General features: G+C 69.7%; 11 protein-coding genes. 8 read left to right on the top strand and 3 right to left on the bottom strand.

The annotated features are described in order from the left end of the window. Positions 1-34 precede the first annotated feature (34 nt). Both kduD and kduI read right to left on the bottom strand, forming a co-directional pair. Positions 35-802: a 2-dehydro-3-deoxy-D-gluconate 5-dehydrogenase KduD gene (gene kduD / locus P1K89_RS05760; RefSeq protein WP_284615423.1), complete on the bottom strand. Its 768-nt coding sequence runs from the start codon at positions 800-802 to the stop codon at positions 35-37. Beyond that, positions 802-1,638: a 5-dehydro-4-deoxy-D-glucuronate isomerase gene (gene kduI, locus P1K89_RS05765; protein ID WP_284615424.1), complete on the bottom strand. Its 837-nt coding sequence runs from the start codon at positions 1,636-1,638 to the stop codon at positions 802-804. Before kduI ends, kduD begins: the two co-directional genes overlap by 1 nt. Positions 1,639-1,863: 225 nt before the next feature. On the opposite strand from kduI, the gene P1K89_RS05770 reads away from it, so the two are divergent. From P1K89_RS05770 to P1K89_RS05785, 4 genes are all read left to right on the top strand, one after another. Next, positions 1,864-2,196 (top strand): cupin domain-containing protein, encoded by a 333-nt coding sequence (locus tag P1K89_RS05770; RefSeq protein WP_284615425.1) that lies wholly within the window; start codon positions 1,864-1,866, stop codon positions 2,194-2,196. Between the two features lie 166 nt (positions 2,197-2,362). Continuing rightward, on the top strand, positions 2,363-5,320 hold the full coding sequence (locus P1K89_RS05775; protein WP_284615426.1) for a TonB-dependent receptor: 2,958 nt from the start codon (positions 2,363-2,365) through the stop codon (positions 5,318-5,320). Positions 5,321-5,340: 20 nt separating this feature from the next. Then, the gene (locus P1K89_RS05780; protein WP_284615427.1) at positions 5,341-8,700 is read left to right on the top strand and encodes a pectate lyase family protein; all 3,360 of its coding nucleotides are present in this window, start codon (positions 5,341-5,343) and stop codon (positions 8,698-8,700) included. Beyond that, on the top strand, positions 8,697-12,050 hold the full coding sequence (locus P1K89_RS05785) for a GDSL-type esterase/lipase family protein (protein WP_284615428.1): 3,354 nt from the start codon (positions 8,697-8,699) through the stop codon (positions 12,048-12,050). Before P1K89_RS05780 ends, P1K89_RS05785 begins: the two co-directional genes overlap by 4 nt. Here P1K89_RS05785 and P1K89_RS05790 read toward each other — a convergent pair. After that, positions 12,047-13,009: a sugar kinase gene (locus P1K89_RS05790; protein WP_284615429.1), complete on the bottom strand. Its 963-nt coding sequence runs from the start codon at positions 13,007-13,009 to the stop codon at positions 12,047-12,049. The genes P1K89_RS05785 and P1K89_RS05790 overlap by 4 nt on opposite strands. 170 nt (positions 13,010-13,179) lie before the next feature. Here P1K89_RS05790 and P1K89_RS05795 point away from each other — a divergent pair, with 170 nt between their 5' ends. The 4 genes from P1K89_RS05795 to P1K89_RS05810 all read left to right on the top strand — a co-directional run bounded on the left by P1K89_RS05795 (position 13,180) and on the right by P1K89_RS05810 (position 16,920). Next, positions 13,180-13,995 carry an NAD-dependent epimerase/dehydratase family protein gene (locus tag P1K89_RS05795; protein WP_284615430.1) on the top strand — a complete coding sequence of 272 codons (816 nt, stop codon included), beginning with the start codon at positions 13,180-13,182 and terminating at the stop codon, positions 13,993-13,995. A gap of 66 nt (positions 13,996-14,061) precedes the next feature. After that, the gene (locus tag P1K89_RS05800; RefSeq protein WP_284615431.1) at positions 14,062-15,042 is read left to right on the top strand and encodes a TRAP transporter substrate-binding protein; all 981 of its coding nucleotides are present in this window, start codon (positions 14,062-14,064) and stop codon (positions 15,040-15,042) included. A 71-nt stretch (positions 15,043-15,113) separates the two neighbouring features. After that, positions 15,114-15,620 (top strand): TRAP transporter small permease, encoded by a 507-nt coding sequence (locus P1K89_RS05805; protein ID WP_284616318.1) that lies wholly within the window; start codon positions 15,114-15,116, stop codon positions 15,618-15,620. Between the two features lie 10 nt (positions 15,621-15,630). Continuing rightward, positions 15,631-16,920, top strand: coding sequence for a TRAP transporter large permease (locus P1K89_RS05810; RefSeq protein ID WP_284615432.1), 1,290 nt, complete (start codon positions 15,631-15,633; stop codon positions 16,918-16,920). Positions 16,921-16,928 lie beyond the last annotated feature (8 nt).

Genomic DNA, 16,928 nt, shown 5'->3' on the forward strand with positions numbered 1-16,928 from the left:
TGGCGCCACGCGTCTGTTGCAGGTTAGGAGCGAATCAACGGGCGAGCCAGCCGCCGTCGACCGCCACCGTGTAGCCGTTGACGTAGTCCGACGCCGGCGACGACAGGAATACCACCGGCCCGGCCAGGTCCTCCGGCACGCCCCAGCGGCCGGCGGGGATGCGGTCGAGGATGGCCGCGCTGCGGTCGGCGTCGGCGCGCAGCGGCGCGGTGTTGTTCGTCGCCATGTAGCCGGGCGCGATGGCATTGACGTTGATGCGGTGCCCCGCCCATTCGTTCGCCATCAGCCGCGTGATGCCGACCACGCCGCTCTTGCTGGCGGTGTACGAGGGCACGCGCACGCCGCCCTGGAAGCTCAGCATCGACGCGACGTTGATGATCTTGCCGCCGCTCTTCTGCGCCAGGTATTGCCGCGCCACCGCCTGCGAGAAGAAGAACACCGACTTGAGATTCACGTTGAGCACGTCGTCCCAGTCCTTCTCGCTGAACTTGATCGCATCCTCGCGGCGGATGATGCCGGCGTTGTTGACCAGGATGTCGACGTGCCCGCCCCAGCCGACCGCTTCGCGCAGCACGCCGTCGATGCAGCCGACGTCCCCCAGGTCCGCGCGCAGGTCGAGGAAACGCCGGCCGGTGGCCTTCATGCGCGCTATGGTGTCGACCGGCTCGCTGATGTTGACGCCGACCACGTCCGCGCCCGCCTCGGCCAACGCCACCGCCATGCCCTGGCCGAGCCCGGTGTTGCAGCCGGTGACGATGGCGACCTTGCCGCCAAGGCTGAATTGCTCGAGGACCATGGCCATTACTTCAACGCCGACATCGGCACGTGGTCCATGTCCTTGAAGACCTGGTTCTCGCCGACCATGCCCCAGATGAAGGTATAGGCCTGCGTGCCGACGCCCGAGTGGATGGACCAGCTCGGCGCGATCACCGCCTGCTCGTTCCTGACGACCAGATGACGCGTCTCCTGCGGCTCGCCGAGCATGTGGAAGACCACCCCGTCGGCGGGCATGTCGAAGTAGAAGTAGACCTCCATGCGGCGGTCGTGCGTGTGGCAGGGCATCGTGTTCCACAGGCTGCCGGGCTCGAGCTGCGTCATGCCCATCAGCAGCTGGCAGGTGGGCAGCACGTCGGGCACGATGAACTTGTGGATCGTGCGGCGGTTGCTGGTCTTCGCATCGCCCAGCGTCTCGGGCGAGGCTTCGGCCAAGGTGATCTTCTTGTTCGGGTAGTGGCAGTGCGCCGGGGCCGAGTTGAAGTACAGCTTGGCCGGCTTGTCGGGGTCGACGCTGGCGAAGCTCAGGTCCTTCGCGCCCTGGCCGATGTACAGCGCCTCGCGCGCGCCCACCTCGTAGCGCTTGCCGTCGGCCTCGATCACCGCGGCGCCGCCGATGTTGATCAGGCCGATCTCGCGGCGCTGCAGGAAGAAGTCGGTGCCGGTGTGCTTGCCCAGCTCGGGCGCGAAGCGCACCACCTCGCGCACCGGGTGGATGCCGCCGACGATGATGCGGTCGATCTGGCTGTAGGTCAGCGTGGCCTGCTCGGGCTGGAACAGGTCCTCAACGAGGAACTGGCGGCGCAGCCCCGTGGTGTCGAGCGTGCGGGCGTGTTCGCTGTGGATGGGTTGGCGGATCTGCATTCGGAGGCTCCTCGGGACTGCTCGGGACGTTCTCGGGACTCTCTCGGGACTTTCCCGGAATCGCTATTCTTTTCGATTGAACCGACGTTTCAAAAAGAATTCGTGGCGCTATAGTACCTGCAAATCGATGTTTCGCAAGCCTCGCGGCACCTCGGGATTGCCCGCAGAGCAGGCGCCCAGGGCGCGGTGATCGAGGCGAACCGGACGACGGGAAGAGGACCGAGGATGAGCCTGTATTACGTCAATGACGAGCACCCGTGGACCGAGCTCGGCGACGGCATCCGCCGCAAGATCGTCGGCCACACGCCGCAGCTGATGAGCGTGCTGGTGCAGTTCGACCGCGGCGCCATCGGCACGCCGCACGCGCACGAGGTGCACGACCAGATCGCCTATGTGGTCAGCGGCTCGTTCGAGGCCACCGTCGGCGGCATCAAGCGGGTGCTTCGAGCCGGCGATGCCTTCATCGCCGCCCACGGCACCGAGCACGGCGTGATCGCGCTCGAGGCGGGCAGCACCCTGCTCGACCAGTTCTCTCCGCGGCGCGAGGACTACCTCTGATGCCGCCCTGATCGACCGGCGCCCGCGGCACTGCAGCCGCCCACGCGCTCCTGATCGAAGGCGCCCTGCGCGCGCCGCCCCCGCCCTGAACTACCGGCACGACGCCGGCGGCCGACCGCTGCCTGCGCGCATGGCCGCGCCTATTGAACGCCACAGGAGACAAGACATGAGCACGCGCATCACGCGACTCCCGCAGACCTTCCCGACGGCCGTCGCGCTGGCGGTGCTGACCGCGCTGAATGGCGGCGCATCGGCACAGACGACACCCGCGCAGCAGCCTGCGCAAGCCGGCAACACCGTCGTCGTCACGGGCCTGCGCGCCGCGTTGGAAAGTGCGCTGAACGCCAAGCGCGAGGACAAGGGCATCGTCGACGTCATCAAGGCCGAGGACATCGCGAAGTTCCCCGACACCAACCTCGCCGAGTCGCTGCAGCGCATCCCCGGCGTGGTGATCGACCGCGACGCCGGCGAAGGCCGCAACATCACGGTGCGCGGCCTGGGCCTGGACTTCACCCGCGTGCGCATCAACGGCATCGAGGCACTGGCCACCACCGGCGGCACCGATTCGTCGGGCGGTGCGAACCGCTCGCGCGGCTTCGACTTCAACGTCTTCGCGGCCGAGCTCTTCAACTCCATCACCGTGCGCAAGAGCGCGTCGGCCGATGTCGACGAAGGCTCGCTCGGCGCGACGGTGGACCTGCAGACCTCGCGCCCGCTGGACTTCCCGCGCGGCTTCAAGGCCACCGCGTCGCTGAAGGGCCGCTACAACGACCTGTCGGGCAAGACCGACCCACGCGTCGCGTTCCTCGTGTCGAACACCAACGAAAACAAGAGCTTCGGCGTGCTGCTGTCGGCCGCGTACTCCAGGCGCCAGCTGAACGAAGAAGGCTTCTCGACCGTGCGCTGGGACAACGGCCCGTCGTCCGGCGGCTGGTGCGCACCGCAGGGCGTGACGCCGGCGAACCCGGCGAACTCCACCGCCACCACCTGCGGCCCGGCGGCGCAGGGCGTGCAGCGGCTGCCGAACACGCCGGAGAACATCGCCGAGTACAACGAGGCGTCGAAGGCCGGCAACTTCCACCCGCGCCTGCCGCGCTACGGCCGGCTGACGCACGACCAGGACCGACTCGGCGTCACCGGCTCGGTGCAGTGGAAGCCCTCCGACGAGACGCTGCTGACCTTGGACCTGCTCTACGCGAAGCTGAAGGCCACGCGCCAGGAGGACTTCCTGGAAGCGATCTCGTTCAGCCGCACCGCCGGCCAAGGTGGCAAGCCGCAGACCAGCGTGCTCGACGCGCAGTACGACGCCAATGGCTCGCTGCTCTACGGCCGCTACAACGGCGTCGACATCCGCGCCGAGTCACGCTACGACGAGCTGTCGACCGAATTCACGCAGCCCAGCCTGACGTTGCAGCAGCGCTTCGGCGACTTCGTCACCGTCAACGCCAAGCTCGGCCGCGCCGATTCGAAGTTCCGCAACCCGGTGCAGACGACGACCACGCTGGATGCGCTGAACGTCAACGGCTATGCGATCGACTTCCGCAACAGCACGCGGCTGCCGGTCATCAGCTACCCGTTCGATCCGAACACCGTGGGTCCGAACAGCCTGACCCTGGTCGGCGTGCCGCAGGTGAGCAGCGGCACGCAGCCGACGACGATCGCGAATACCACCAGCAGCGAGATCCGCATCCGCCCGCAGGGCTCGAACAACCGGAACGACATCCTGCACGCCGACGTCGCCTGGGAGATCGTGCCCGACAAGCTGACCTTGCAGGCCGGCATCGACTACAAGAAATACGACTTCGACACCTACGAGTTCCGCCGCATCAACCAGAACGACACCATCTTCGCGCCGGCCAACGGCGTGCCGCTGTCGAACCTGGTGACGATGATCTCGGGCTTCGGCAAGAACCTGAACCTGCCGGCGGGCACGCCGACCTCGTGGGCGATCCCGGACCTCAACGCCATTGCGAACGCCTACGACATCTACTGCAACTGCCTGAAGAGCGGCCCGGTCGGCGGCCCCGGCGACTTCACGCTGTCGTCGATCACCAATGGCAATGCACGCGGCAACAACCGCGCGGTGAGCGAGAAGGATTCCGGCGGCTTCTTCATGGCCGACTTCTCCACCGCGCTCGGCGGCGTGCCCCTGCGCGGCAACCTCGGCGTGCGCTACGTGAAGACGGAGCAGGTGGCCACCGGCTACCAGGCCACCGCCGGCGGCACGCAGGTGCAGGTGGCGCAGACCTACGACGACCTGCTGCCGTCGCTGAACCTCTCGGCCTCGCTGAGCAAGGACTTCATCGTGCGTTTCGCGGCGGCCAAGGTGATGGCCCGGCCGCAGCTCGGCTTCCTGAACCCGGGCGGCACGATCAGCACCACCGGCACGCTGTCGATCACCAGCGGCAACCCGCTGCTGAAGCCCTTCCGCGCGAAGACCTTCGACACCAGCCTGGAGTGGTACCACTCGCGCAATGCGTTCGTCGGCCTGGGCCTGTTCCACAAGAACATCAACACCTACATCCAGAGCCTGCGCACCAACGTGCCCTACAAGGAGACCGGCCTGCCGCTCACACTCTTGCCGTCGAACTTCACCGGCGACGAGGTGTTCCAGGTGACGACGCCGGTCAATACCCGCGGCGGCAAGTTGAACGGCTTCGAGATCAACATCCAGCAGCCCTTCACCTTCCTGCCCGGCGCGGCCAAAAACTTCGGCACGCTGCTGAACTACACGCAGGTGAAGTCGAAGATCGAGTACCTGGTCTCGCCGAACGGCGGCGCGACGATCACCGACGACCTGCTGAACCTGTCGCCGAAGTCGTGGAACGCGACGCTGTACTACGACGACGGCAAGTGGAGCGCGCGTGTCTCGGGCGCTTACCGCATGGGCTTCCTGCAGCGCGTGCCCGGCCAGAACAACAACGACGTCGAAGGCAAGAACTCCAGCGTCAACATCGACGCGTCGATCTCGTACAAGTACAGCGACGCGCTGGAATTCACGCTCGAAGGCGTGAACCTGACCGACCGGCCGAACGACCAGTTCATCAGCCGGGCGCGCAACAGCTCGGTGGTCTACCACGTGACCGGGCGCGAATACCTGTTCGGCCTGCGCTACAAGTTCTGACGCAGGAAGGAGCCACACCGATGAATCGCCTGGCTTCCTTCACCGCCGCCGCGCTCGCCGCGGCGGCCTTCGGCGGCGCGGCGCTGTCCGCGGTCGCCGCGCCGGTGCCCGCGGGCACCGTCGTCACAGCCCTTCGCGACGGGCAGCCGTCGATGCTCGGCCTCGACACCGGCTTCGCCGACGTCGCGGGCTCGAACGTCGTCACGCTGACCGACACAGACCTCGAGCTGCTCAGCGCCGACTTCGCGATCGCCGTCGACCTGTTCAGCAGCGGCCTCGTGCAGCTGTACGACAACGGCGGCAGCGGCTGGGCCGGCACCACCGAGCTGGTCCTCGCCTTCGCCGGCCTGCTCGCACCGCTGGGCAGCGTCAGCGTCGATCACGCGATGCTCGTCGCCGGCAGCATAGACGCCACGCTGCTCGACGGCGGCCACACGCTGAAGCTGACGTTCAGCGACGTGCAGCTGCGCGACGGTTTCGGCCCGCTGAACCTGCAGCTGAACAGCGTGCCCGAGCCGGCCACGATCGCGCTGATCGCCGCGGCCCTCGGCGCCGCAGCCGGCAGCGGGCTGCGCCGGCGCTCGCTCGCGGCCCTCGGCCTCGCGGCAGCGGTCGCGCTGCCGGCGGCGGCCCAGATCGATCCCGCGCGCGAGGTCGCGCCGGCCGACGGCTTCGCCGCGATGGCCGGCGGCACCAGCGGCGGCGCGGCGGCGACGGCCGACCAGATCTACACGGTGGCCAACCGCGCGCAGCTGCTGGCGGCGATCGCCAACGGCGGTGCGAAGCCGAAGATCATCAAGGTGGTCGGCGCCATCGACATGAGCGAGGGCCTGCCCTACACGTCGAAGGCCGACCAGGACCAGCGCGCGATGGTGCGCCTGCCGCCCAATACCACGCTGATCGGCGCCGGCCCGGGGGCCGGGCTCGTCCATGGCCGCATCGAGATCATCGGCGTCTCGAACGTCATCGTGCGCAACCTGCACATCGTCGCGCCTTGCGACGTCGCGCCGGTGTGGGACCCCAACGACGGCGCCACCGGCAACTGGAACGCGGCCTACGACGCGATCACCATCCTCGGCGCCGACCACGTCTGGATCGACCACAACACGATCACCGACGCCCCGGTCACCGACGACCAGCTGCCCGTCGAGAACGGCAAGACGAAGCAGTGCCACGACGGCGCGATCGACATCACGCGCGGCGCCAACTTCGTGACGGTGTCGTACAACCTGCTCGACCGCCACGACAAGACGATGCTGATCGGCCATTCGGACAGCTTCACCGCCGACATCGGCCGGCTGAAGGTGACGATCGCCAACAACGTCTTCAATGCCATCGGCCAGCGTGCGCCGCGCGTACGCTTCGGCCAGGTGCACCTGTTCAACAACGTTCACGCCGGCACGAAAGCAGCGGCGGTGTACGGGCACTCGTACAGCGTCGGCATCGGCACCGGCGCGCAGGTGATCTCGCAGGCCAACATGTTCGCCATCGCCGGCGCTGCGCCCGGCTGCGCCAGCGTGCTGCAGACGCTGAACCCGAGCGCCACGAGCGCATTCGCCGATGCCGGCTCGCTGCTCAACGGCGCAGCGCTCGGCGCCTGCCCGGTGTCGAACGCCGTCGCGTGGAGCGTGCCCTACGCCTTCTCGCCGCGCCCGGCGGCGCTGGTGAAGGCCAACGCGCTCGCCAAGGCCGGCGCCGGCAAGCTGAAGACCACGATCAGCGGCAGCGGCAATGTCGGCGCGACGCCCGGCACGCTGCTGCCGGCAGCGGGCGCCGCCGGCGTGCACGTCGACACCGCGCTGATGCTCGCCTTCGACGGCGCGCCGAAGCTCGGCAGCACCGGCTTCGTCACGGTCCGTCGCGCCAGCGACGGCACGGTGGCCGACCGCATCGACCTCTCGACCGCCCCATCGGCCGGCGATACGCAGACGGTCCTCGCGCGCAGCAACCTCGAGATCGACGCCCTGGCGCTGGGCGCGATGCCCGAGAACGCCCAGCGCGCGCGCTTCGTCTGGTTCCGGCCGGTGACGATCAGCGGCAATGCCGCGGTCATCAAACTGCACAACAACCGCCTGGCCTTCGACACGACCTACACCGTGACGATCGATGCCGCGGCCTTCGGCGGCACGGTGCATGGCGCGGCCTTCGCCGGCGCGCAGTGGAGCTTCACGACCCGCAGCGCGCCCATCAGCCGCACCAGCGTGTCGGTCGACGACGACGGCAGCGCAGCGGACTTTCGAACGCTGCAGGGTGCGCTGAACTGGGTGATGTTGAACTGCTCCACCGGCAGCGCGCCGGCGGGGGGCTGCAACACCGTCGCGACGCCGAAGACCATCACGCTGAAGAACGGCCTCTACCCCGAGCTGGCGACCCTGCGCAACGTGCACAACCTGAACATCGTCGGCGAAAGCCGCGACGGCGTTCGCGTGGGCACGGTGAACTTCGAATCACTGAACGCCGGCAGCGGCGCGACGGCCACCAGCGCGGGCACCACGTTCACCACGTCGGGCCGCGTGCCGGGCCACCGCGTGCTGGGCGGCGGCCGCGCGGTGCTGCTGGTCGAGAACGCCGACCTGCTGACCTTGTCGAACTTCACGCTGGAGAACCCGCACACGCGCAGCGGGCTGTACGACAACCAGGCCGAGGCGATCTACTTCAATACCAGCCAGACGCCGGCCGCGGCGCGTTTGGTGGCCAAGGAGATGAACTTCCTGTCCGAGCAGGACACCCTGCAGCTCAAGGGCTATGTCTGGATGTGGCGCTCCCTCGTCGTCGGCAACGTCGACTTCATCTGGGGCGGTCCGATGGCGGTGCTGTTCGAGCAGTGCGAGATCCGCTCGGTGTTCGATCCGTCGAGCAGCTCGCCCGGCTTCATCCTGCAGGCGCGTGCGACACCGGGCGACGCGGGCTTCGTCTTCCTCGACTCGACGCTCACCGCCGGCGCCGGCGTCACGCAGGCCTACCTCGCGCGCAGCGGCAGCACGGCGAGCAGCACCTACGTCGACAACATCGCGTTGATCAACACCCGCATCGGGCCGCACATCCTGCCGGTGGGCTGGTGCGTCGGCACCGGGACCAGCCGCACCGGCACCGCACAGGGCAGCTGCGGCAGCAACCCGCCACCGTGGTCCGGCGCCGGCAACGGCGGCGCGACCGACGCGGCCGGGTGGCGCGAGTGGGGCAGCATGGACCTCGCCGGCCTGCCGCTCGATGTGAGCGGCCGGCTCGGCGCGGCGACGGTGCTGGTCAATGGCGCGCCGGCCACCGTGCAGCTGGCGAAGCCGCTGGACAGCACGCAGGGCCTGGCGACGCGCGCCGAGGTGTTCTTCAGGAGCACCGCGGCCACCGGGGCGCCGGGCGGCTGGGTGCCCCAGCCGTGAGGCGGCGCGCGGCCGCGCTCGCGGCGCTGGCGCTGGCGGCGTGCGCGAGCCCGCCGCCACGCTCATCGACGCCGGCCGCGCCGGCCGCCGTGCTCGCCTTCCCCGGTGCCGAAGGCGCCGGCCGCTTTGCGGCGGGCGGCCGCGGCGGCGCGGTCTTCCACGTCACCCACCTGGGCGACCGCGGCCCGGGCTCGCTGCGCGCCGCGGTCGAGGCCGGCGGCGCGCGCACCGTGGTCTTCGAGGTCTCCGGCACCATCGCCTTGAAGTCGCCGCTGGTCGTGCGCCACGGCCGCCTCACCATCGCCGGCCAGACCGCGCCCGGCGACGGCATCACGCTGCGCGACCAGCCCTTCGAGATCGCGGCCGACGACGTGATCGTGCGCTTCATCCGCTCGCGGCTCGGCGACGAGTCCGGCGTCGACGGCGATGCGATCGGCGTGGTCGCGGGGCAGCGCATCATGCTGGACCACGTCTCGGCGAGCTGGTCGACCGACGAGGCGCTGTCGCTGTCGGCGCGCTTCGATGCGCCCGAGCGCTCCTTCGGCGACGTGACGGTGCAATGGAGCTTCATCACCGAATCGCTCAACCGCAACGCCGCCAAGAAGGGCGAGGCGCACGGCTTCGGCACGCTGCTGCGGGCCGGCCGCGGCGCGCGCATCAGCATGCACCACAACCTGTGGGCGCTGCACCTGGACCGCATGCCGCGGCCCGGCAACTGGCTCAAGCCCGACGTCGACCCGCAGGGCGCGGTCTTCGACTTCCGCGCCAACGTCTTCTACGGCTGGGGCCGCGACCGCGCCGGCTACAACGTCGATTCGACGAACACCCGCTCGACCTACCGCTTCACCGACAACGCCTACCTCGCCGGCCCGATGTCGACCGGCACGCTGGCCTTCGAGGAAAGCAGTTCACAGGCCCACGCGTACTTTGCGCGCAATGCGATGAACGGCGTGATCCCCGCCGATCCGCGCAGCCTGGTGCGCGCGCATGCGAAGCACCTGCCGGACGGCTTCCCGCCCGGCTACTGGCTGGCCGAGCCGCCGGACAACGGCGCCGTGCGCCCCGATTCGGCCGACGTCGCGACGGACCTCGTGCTCGCACGGGCCGGCGCGTCGCTGGTCCGCGACCTTGTCGACCTGCGCATCGTTCAGCACGTGCGCCAGCGCAGCGGCCGGCTCATCGACAGCCAGCGCGACGTCGGCGGCTGGCCGGCGCTGCATTCGCTGCCGCCGCCGAAGGACGGCGACCGCGACGGCCTGCCCGATGCGTGGGAAGTGGCGCACGGCCTCGACCCCGCGGATGCGCGCGACGGCGCGCGCATCGATCCGGCCACCGGCACCACGCCGCTGGAGCGCTACCTCGCTGAAGCAGCCGCGCCGGTGCACCGCGCCGGCCCCCTGGCCACCGTGCATCCGGCGCTGCACCTCGTCGGCGATTCGACGATGGCCGACAAACCCTCGTCGCCGCTCAACCTCGAGCACGGCTGGGGCCAGCTTCTGCGCACGCTGCTCGCTGAGCCGGCCCGCCTGGTCAACCATGCGGTGAACGGCCGCAGCACGAAGAACTTCCGCGACGAAGGGCGCTGGGCCCACCTGCTGTCGCAGCTGCAGGCCGGCGACACGGTGCTGATCCAGTTCGGCCACAACGATGCGAAGGCCGACGATGCGAAGCGCTTCGCCGATCCGGCCACCTACCGCGAGAACCTGCGGCGCTTCGTGCGCGAGGTCCGGGACCGCGGCGCGACACCGTGGCTTGCGACGCCGCTGGCACGGCGCGAGTTCGATGCCGGCGGCCGGCTGCGCGACACGCATGGCGACTATCCGGCGATGGCGCGCGCGGTCGCCGCGCAGGAGCGGGTGCCGCTGCTGGACCTGCAGCGCGCGAGCGCCGCGCTGCTCGAACGCGCCGGACCCGCCGACTCGCGGCGCCTGTTCGTGCATGCCGAGGCCGGTGACCTTGAGCGCTACCCCCAGGGCGTGCGCGACAACACCCACTTCAGCGCGCAGGGCGCGCTGGCGATGGCGCAGCTGGCGGCCGAGGCCCTGCGCACGGCGGGCCTGGCGCCGCCCGGCGGCTGGGCCGCGCCGACGGCCGGCTTCGACCCGCGCGGGATGGGACCGATGGGACCGATCGGACCGGCCGACGCGTGGGGCCCGGTCGGCTGGACCCGCACCCGCGGCGGCGACGGTGGCCGCCTTCTGCGCGTGACGACGCTCGCCGCCTCGGGCCCCGGCTCGCTGCGCGCCGCGGTCGAGGCCGAGGGCCCGCGCACCATCGTCTTCGACGTCGCCGGCGCCATCGACCTGGCCGGCGGCCAGCTGGCGATCCGGCACCCACACCTGACGATCGCCGGCGAGACCGCGCCCTCGCCCGGCATCACGCTCATTCGCGGCGAGACGCTGGTCGCGACGCACGACGTGATCGTTCGCCACCTCGCCTTCCGCCCCGGCGAGTACGGCCGGCCCAAGCGCTCGGGGACCGATCACGACGGCCTGTCCACCGCCGGCGGCGCGCACGACGTGATCGTCGACCACTGCAGCTTCACCTGGGCGACCGACGAGAACCTGTCGGCCTCCGGCCCCCGCTTCGACGGCGGTCCGACGCCCGCGCACTGGCGCCGCGCGACCTCGCACAACATCACCTACAGCCACAACCTGATCGCCGAGGGCCTGAGCCGCTCGGTGCACGAAAAGGGCGAACACTCGAAGGGCTCGCTGATCCACGACAACACCAGCGGCATCCTGCTGTACGGCAACCTCTACGTGTCGAACCGCGAGCGCAACGCGCTGTTCAAGGGCGGCGCGCGCGGCGCGATGGTCAACAACCTGATCGTCAACCCCGGCGCACGCGCGGTGCACTACAACCTGCTGGCGGACGAATGGAGCGGCCGTGCGCCGGTGCCCGGCCGGCTGGCGCTGCAGGGCAACGTGCTGCGCGCCGGGCCGGACACACTGCCCGGCGTGCCCTTCGTCGCGCTGGAAGGCATCGGCGACCTCGAGCTGTTCCTGGCCGACAACCTCGCCTTCGACGCGGCCGGCGCACCGGTGCCGGTGCGGGCATCGGTGCCCGGTGATGGCGGCCCGCCGCTGCCGCCCGGCGTCGACGAGCCGCAGGCGCGCCGCGGCGAGGGGATGCACCGTCGCGCCCGCCTGGTCACCGATGCGGTGCCCTACCTGCCGCCGGGCCTGCTGCCGCTGCCCGCCGAACGGGTGCTGCAGGCGCTGCCGGCTGCCGTCGGCGCGCGGCCCTGGGACCGTTCGCCGATCGACGCCCGCATCATCGGCGACGCCGTGCAGGGCCGCGGCCGCATCATCGACCAGGAGCCCGCCGGCGCGCTGCCGGTGCGCTAGGCGATGAAAGACGCGTCCTCGATCAGGTCGGTCATCGCCTCGCGCCTGATCAACGCGCCCGGATGCTGGATCACGCGCGCGGCGACGCGGTTGCCGAAGCGCGCCGCGTCCACCGCCGAGGCCCCCAGCAGCCGGCGGCTCAGGTAGCCGGCCGCGAACGAATCGCCGGCGGCGGTGGTGTCGACCACCCGGGCCACCGGCACGGTGGCGGCGTCGTGCCAGCGGCCGTCGTTGCGCACCAGCGTCGGCGCGCTGCCGCGCTTGATCACCAGCTCCGGCGTCGGCAGCGCGCGCGCGGCTTCGACACCCTCGTCCAACGAGTGCAGGCCGAGCAGTGCCTGGTGGTCGTCTGCCGTCACGAAGGCGATCGTCGCCAGCCCGAACGCCTGCGCGAACGCATCCCGCGCGGCCGCCACCACCGGCCACAGCCGCGGCCGGTAGTTGTTGTCGAAGGCCACGACCGCACCGCGCGCACGCAGCGCCGCCATCAGCGCGAACAGCCGCTCGCGACCCGCGGCCGGCAGGATCGCCAGGCTGATGCCGCTGACATAGAGCACGGCGATCGTGTCCACCGCGGCTTCGAGCGGGGTCGCACCCGGCGCCACGCCATCGAAGTAGGCCTTCGCGGCGCTGGTGTCGCGCCAGTAGGCGAATCGGCGCTCGCCGTGCGCATCGACCTCGATCATGTACATGCCGGGCACGCGGCTGGGGATGCGGCGCACGAGCTCGGTGCCCACGCCTTCGGCATGCCAGCGCGACAGCAGGCCGTCGCTCAGGCAGTCCTCGCCCAGGCCCGTCGCGTACTGCACGTCCAGCCCACGGGGCCCCGCCAGGCGCGACAGATAGACGGCGGTGTTCAGCGTATCGCCGCCGAAGGTCTGACGCAGCGTGCCGAAGGCCTCGCCCTGCAGCTCCAGCATGCATTCACCGAACAAGACGACCCGCTGCGACCGATTCATGGATTACCCGAAGAAGAACTGGAACGACGTTTCGATAATATTCGAAAACCGTTGCGGCATGCCCCGTTCCTCGGGTAAACGCTGTTGAGCGGCCCTGCATCGGCCGCGAAGATGCCAAGTTGTACGACAACAGACAACTAGTCACTCGCCTGTTTCTCGCCATGCCCCAGATGCCCGCTCCCGCCACGCCGCCGATCGGCCGCCTGCTGCTCACCGGCGCCGCCGGCACGCTGGGCCGCGTGCTGCGGCCGCGCCTGAAGCGCTGGTGCACGACGCTGCGGCTGTCCGATCGCGGCGACCTGGGCGCGGCCGCCGATGGCGAGGAACTGCAGCCCGCCGCGCTGGAAGACCGCGCCGCGATGCGCGCGCTGCTGCAGGGCGTGGACGCGGTCGTGCACCTGGGCGGCATCTCGGTCGAAGCCGCCTGGGCGCCGATCCAGGCCGCCAACATCACCGGTGTCTATCACCTGTATGAAGCGGCCCGGCTGGCCGGCACGCGCCGCATCGTCTTCGCCAGCTCCAACCACGTGGTCGGCTTCTACCGCCAGCACGAGGTGATCGATGCGCTGGCGCCGCCGAGGCCCGACACGCTGTACGGCGTCAGCAAGGCCTTCGGCGAGAACCTGTCGCGCATGTACTTCGAGCGCTACGGCATCGAGACCGTCTGCCTGCGCATCGGCAGCGCGACACCCGCGCCCGAGAACCGCCGCATGCTCGCCACCTGGCTGAGCTTCGACGACCTCGAGCGCCTGGTGGTGGCCTCGCTCACCGCGCCCGACGCCGGCCACAGCATCGTCTACGGGCTGAGCGACAACGTCACGCGCTGGTGGGACAACCGCCTCGCCGCGCACATCGGCTACCGGCCGCAGGACAGCTCGGAGCCCTGGCGCGCCGAGCTCGAAGCGAAGCAGCCGGCGATGGCGCCCGACGACCCGGTCCGCCTCTACCACGGCGGCGTGTTCGTCGAGCTCGGTCCGTACGACTGAGCGCCCCTTTCCCGCCCCTTCCCCGCCCCTTTCCCCACCGTCAGAACACACCGCCTGGAGACAGCCATGATGTTGAAGTCCCCCCTCGTGAATGCCACCCTGGCCGTCGCCGCGGCCCTGGCCTGCGCCGCCGCCGCGCAGGCCACCGAGTTCCGCTCGTCCGACGTGCACAACAGCGACGACTACCCCACCGTGGCCGCCGTCAAGCACATGAGCGAGCTGCTGGCCAAGGCCAGCGGCGGCAAGCACAAGATCAAGGTCTTCAACAAGGGCGCGCTCGGCTCCGAGAAGGAGACCATCGACCAGGTGAAGATCGGCGCGCTCGACCTGACGCGCGTGAACATCAGCCCGATGAACTCGATCTGCGCGAAGACGCAGGTGCCGACCATGCCCTTCCTGTTCCGCTCGGTCGAGCACATGCGCCACGCGCTCGACGGCCCGGCCGGCGAGGAGATCCTCAAGAGCTGCGAGGACCAGGGCTTCATCGGCCTGGCCTTCTACGATTCCGGCGCGCGCTCGATCTACGGCAACAAGCCGGTGAAGACGGTGGCCGATGCCAAGGGCATGAAGATCCGCGTGCAGCAGAGCGACCTGTGGGTCGCGCTGGTCAGCGCGATGGGCGCCAATGCCACGCCGATGCCGATCGGCGAGGTGTACACCGGCCTGAAGACCAAGCTGATCGACGCGGCCGAGAACAACATCCCGAGCTACGACGGCTTCAAGCACTTCGAGGCGGTCAAGTACTACTCGAAGACCGAGCACTCGATGGCGCCCGAGATGCTGCTGATGAGCAAGGTGGTGTGGGACAAGCTGCCGAAGGCCGAGCAGGACATGATCCGCGCCGCCGCGAAGGAATCGGTGGCCTTCCAGCGCAAGAAGTGGGACGAGCAGGAAGCCAAGTCGCTGGCCGTCGTGAAGGCCGGCGGCGCCGAGATCATCGAGGTCGACAAGGCCTCGTTCCAGGGCGTGATGGGCCCGGTCTACGACAAGTTCATGACCACGCCGGACCTGAAGCGCCTGGTCAAGGCGATCCAGGACACCAAGTGAACGTTCGTTCTTCGGCGGAAGCGGCGCAGGACGCCGCGATCGGCACGCCGGTCGCGGCGCCCGGACCGGCCATCGCGGAGCCGGCGGGCGCTTTCACCCGCCTGTGCGCCGCGCTGTCGAAGGCCGCGCTGGTGCTGGCCATCGTCGGGCTGATCGCGCTGATCCTGTGCGTGCAGTACCAGGTGGTCGGCCGCTACCTGCTGAACGACACGCCCACCTGGGCCGAGGCGCTGGCGCTGCTGCTGGTGTCCTACGTCACCGCGCTGGGCGTGGCGGTGGGCGTGCGCGACGCCGGCCACATCGGGCTCGAGTCGATCGTCGCGCTGCTGCCGGAGCGCTGGCGGCTGAAGCTCGAGCTGCTGATCCACGCGCTGGTCGCGCTGTTCGGCGCCCTGATGCTGCAGTCCGGCTGGATGTGGACCACGATGAAGTGGACCGAACGCAAGCCGATGCTGCCGGTGCCCGCGGGCATGGACTACCTGCCGCTGGTGGTCGCCGGCGCCCTCATCGTGCTGTTCTCGATCGAGCACATCGTCGCCTTGCTGCGCGGCATTGAAGTCAAGCCCGCGTGGCATTGAGATCCCCCTCATGGAATTGACCGTCCTCTGCGTGAGCTTCACGCTGCTGCTGCTGCTCGGCGTGCCGGTGGCCTTCTCGATCGGGCTGGCCTCGGTGGCCACCATCCTCGCCGCGGGGCTGCCGGTGGCCATCGTGTTCCAGAAGATGGTCGGCGGCATGCAGGTATTCAGCTTCCTCGCGATTCCGTTCTTCGTCTTCGCCGGCGAGCTGATGCTCTACGGCGGCATCGCCGACCGCATCGTGCGCTTCGCCAACAGCCTGGTCGGCCATGTGCGCGGCGGGCTGGGCATGAGCAACGTCGTCGGCTGCACGCTGTTCGGCGGCATCGCCGGCTCGCCGCTGGCCGACGTGTCGGCGATGGGCTCGGTGATGATCCCGCTGATGAAGAAGGAGGGCTATCACGCGGATTACGCGGTGAACGTCACCACGCATGCGGCGCTGGTCGGCGCGCTGATGCCGACCTCGCACAACCTGATCATCTTCACGCTGGCCACCACCGGCATCGCGTCGGTCAGCGTCTTCAGCCTGATCCTCGCCGGCATCATCCCGGCGCTGCTGCTGACGGTGGCCAACCTCGTCGCGGCGTACTGGGTGGCCGTCAAGCGCGGTTATCCGACGCATGGCGCGTTCCCGGGCTGGAGCGTGGTGTTCGGCGCCTTCATCGCCGCGCTGCCCGGCCTGCTGATCGTCGTGATCATCCTGGCCGGCATCCTGTCGGGCGTCTTCACCGCCACCGAGTCCGCGGCCACCGCGGTCTTCTGGGCGCTGCTGATCACCGTGTTCGTCTACAAGACACTGTCGTGGGAGAACTTCCTGAAGGCCTGCGCCAAGGCCTGCAAGACCACCGGCGTGGTGCTGCTGCTGATCGGCATCTCGGCCGCCTTCGGCTACTTCATGGCGCTGTACGAGGTGCCGGCGAAGACCGGCGAGCTGATGAAGCTGGTGACCAGCGAGCCCTGGCTGATCTTCCTGATGGTCAACGTGCTGCTGTTCGTGCTGGGCACCTTCCTGGACATGGCGGCCACCATCCTGATCTGCACGCCGATCTTCCTGCCGATCTGCCAGCAGTTCGGCATGGACCCGACGCAGTTCGGCATCATGATGCTGATCAACTGCGCGCTCGGGCTGAACACGCCGCCGGTGGGAACCACGCAGTTCGTCGGCTGCGCCATCGGCGGCATCTCGGTCGGCGAGGTGATGCGCTCGATCCTGCCGTTCTACAGCGCGCTGATCGCGACGATGATGCTGGTGACCTACGTGCCGGCGTTCTCGCTGTGGCTGCCGGGCCTGATGAAGTAACCTGCCAG

Origin of the sequence: Aquabacterium humicola, assembly GCF_030167915.1 — a bacterium.
Lineage (GTDB): Bacteria > Pseudomonadota > Gammaproteobacteria > Burkholderiales > Burkholderiaceae_C > Pseudaquabacterium > Pseudaquabacterium humicola.

What these genes read in the sequence shown, in the direction of transcription:
- kduD (WP_284615423.1), bottom strand. Translation starts at nt 802, where the DNA reads ATGGCCATGGTCCTCGAGCAATTCAGCCTTGGCGGCAAGGTCGCCATC.
- kduI (WP_284615424.1), bottom strand. Translation starts at nt 1,638, where the DNA reads ATGCAGATCCGCCAACCCATCCACAGCGAACACGCCCGCACGCTCGAC.
- P1K89_RS05770 (WP_284615425.1), top strand. Translation starts at nt 1,864, where the DNA reads ATGAGCCTGTATTACGTCAATGACGAGCACCCGTGGACCGAGCTCGGC.
- P1K89_RS05775 (WP_284615426.1), top strand. Translation starts at nt 2,363, where the DNA reads ATGAGCACGCGCATCACGCGACTCCCGCAGACCTTCCCGACGGCCGTC.
- P1K89_RS05780 (WP_284615427.1), top strand. Translation starts at nt 5,341, where the DNA reads ATGAATCGCCTGGCTTCCTTCACCGCCGCCGCGCTCGCCGCGGCGGCC.
- P1K89_RS05790 (WP_284615429.1), bottom strand. Translation starts at nt 13,009, where the DNA reads ATGAATCGGTCGCAGCGGGTCGTCTTGTTCGGTGAATGCATGCTGGAG.
- P1K89_RS05795 (WP_284615430.1), top strand. Translation starts at nt 13,180, where the DNA reads ATGCCCGCTCCCGCCACGCCGCCGATCGGCCGCCTGCTGCTCACCGGC.
- P1K89_RS05800 (WP_284615431.1), top strand. Translation starts at nt 14,062, where the DNA reads ATGATGTTGAAGTCCCCCCTCGTGAATGCCACCCTGGCCGTCGCCGCG.
- P1K89_RS05810 (WP_284615432.1), top strand. Translation starts at nt 15,631, where the DNA reads ATGGAATTGACCGTCCTCTGCGTGAGCTTCACGCTGCTGCTGCTGCTC.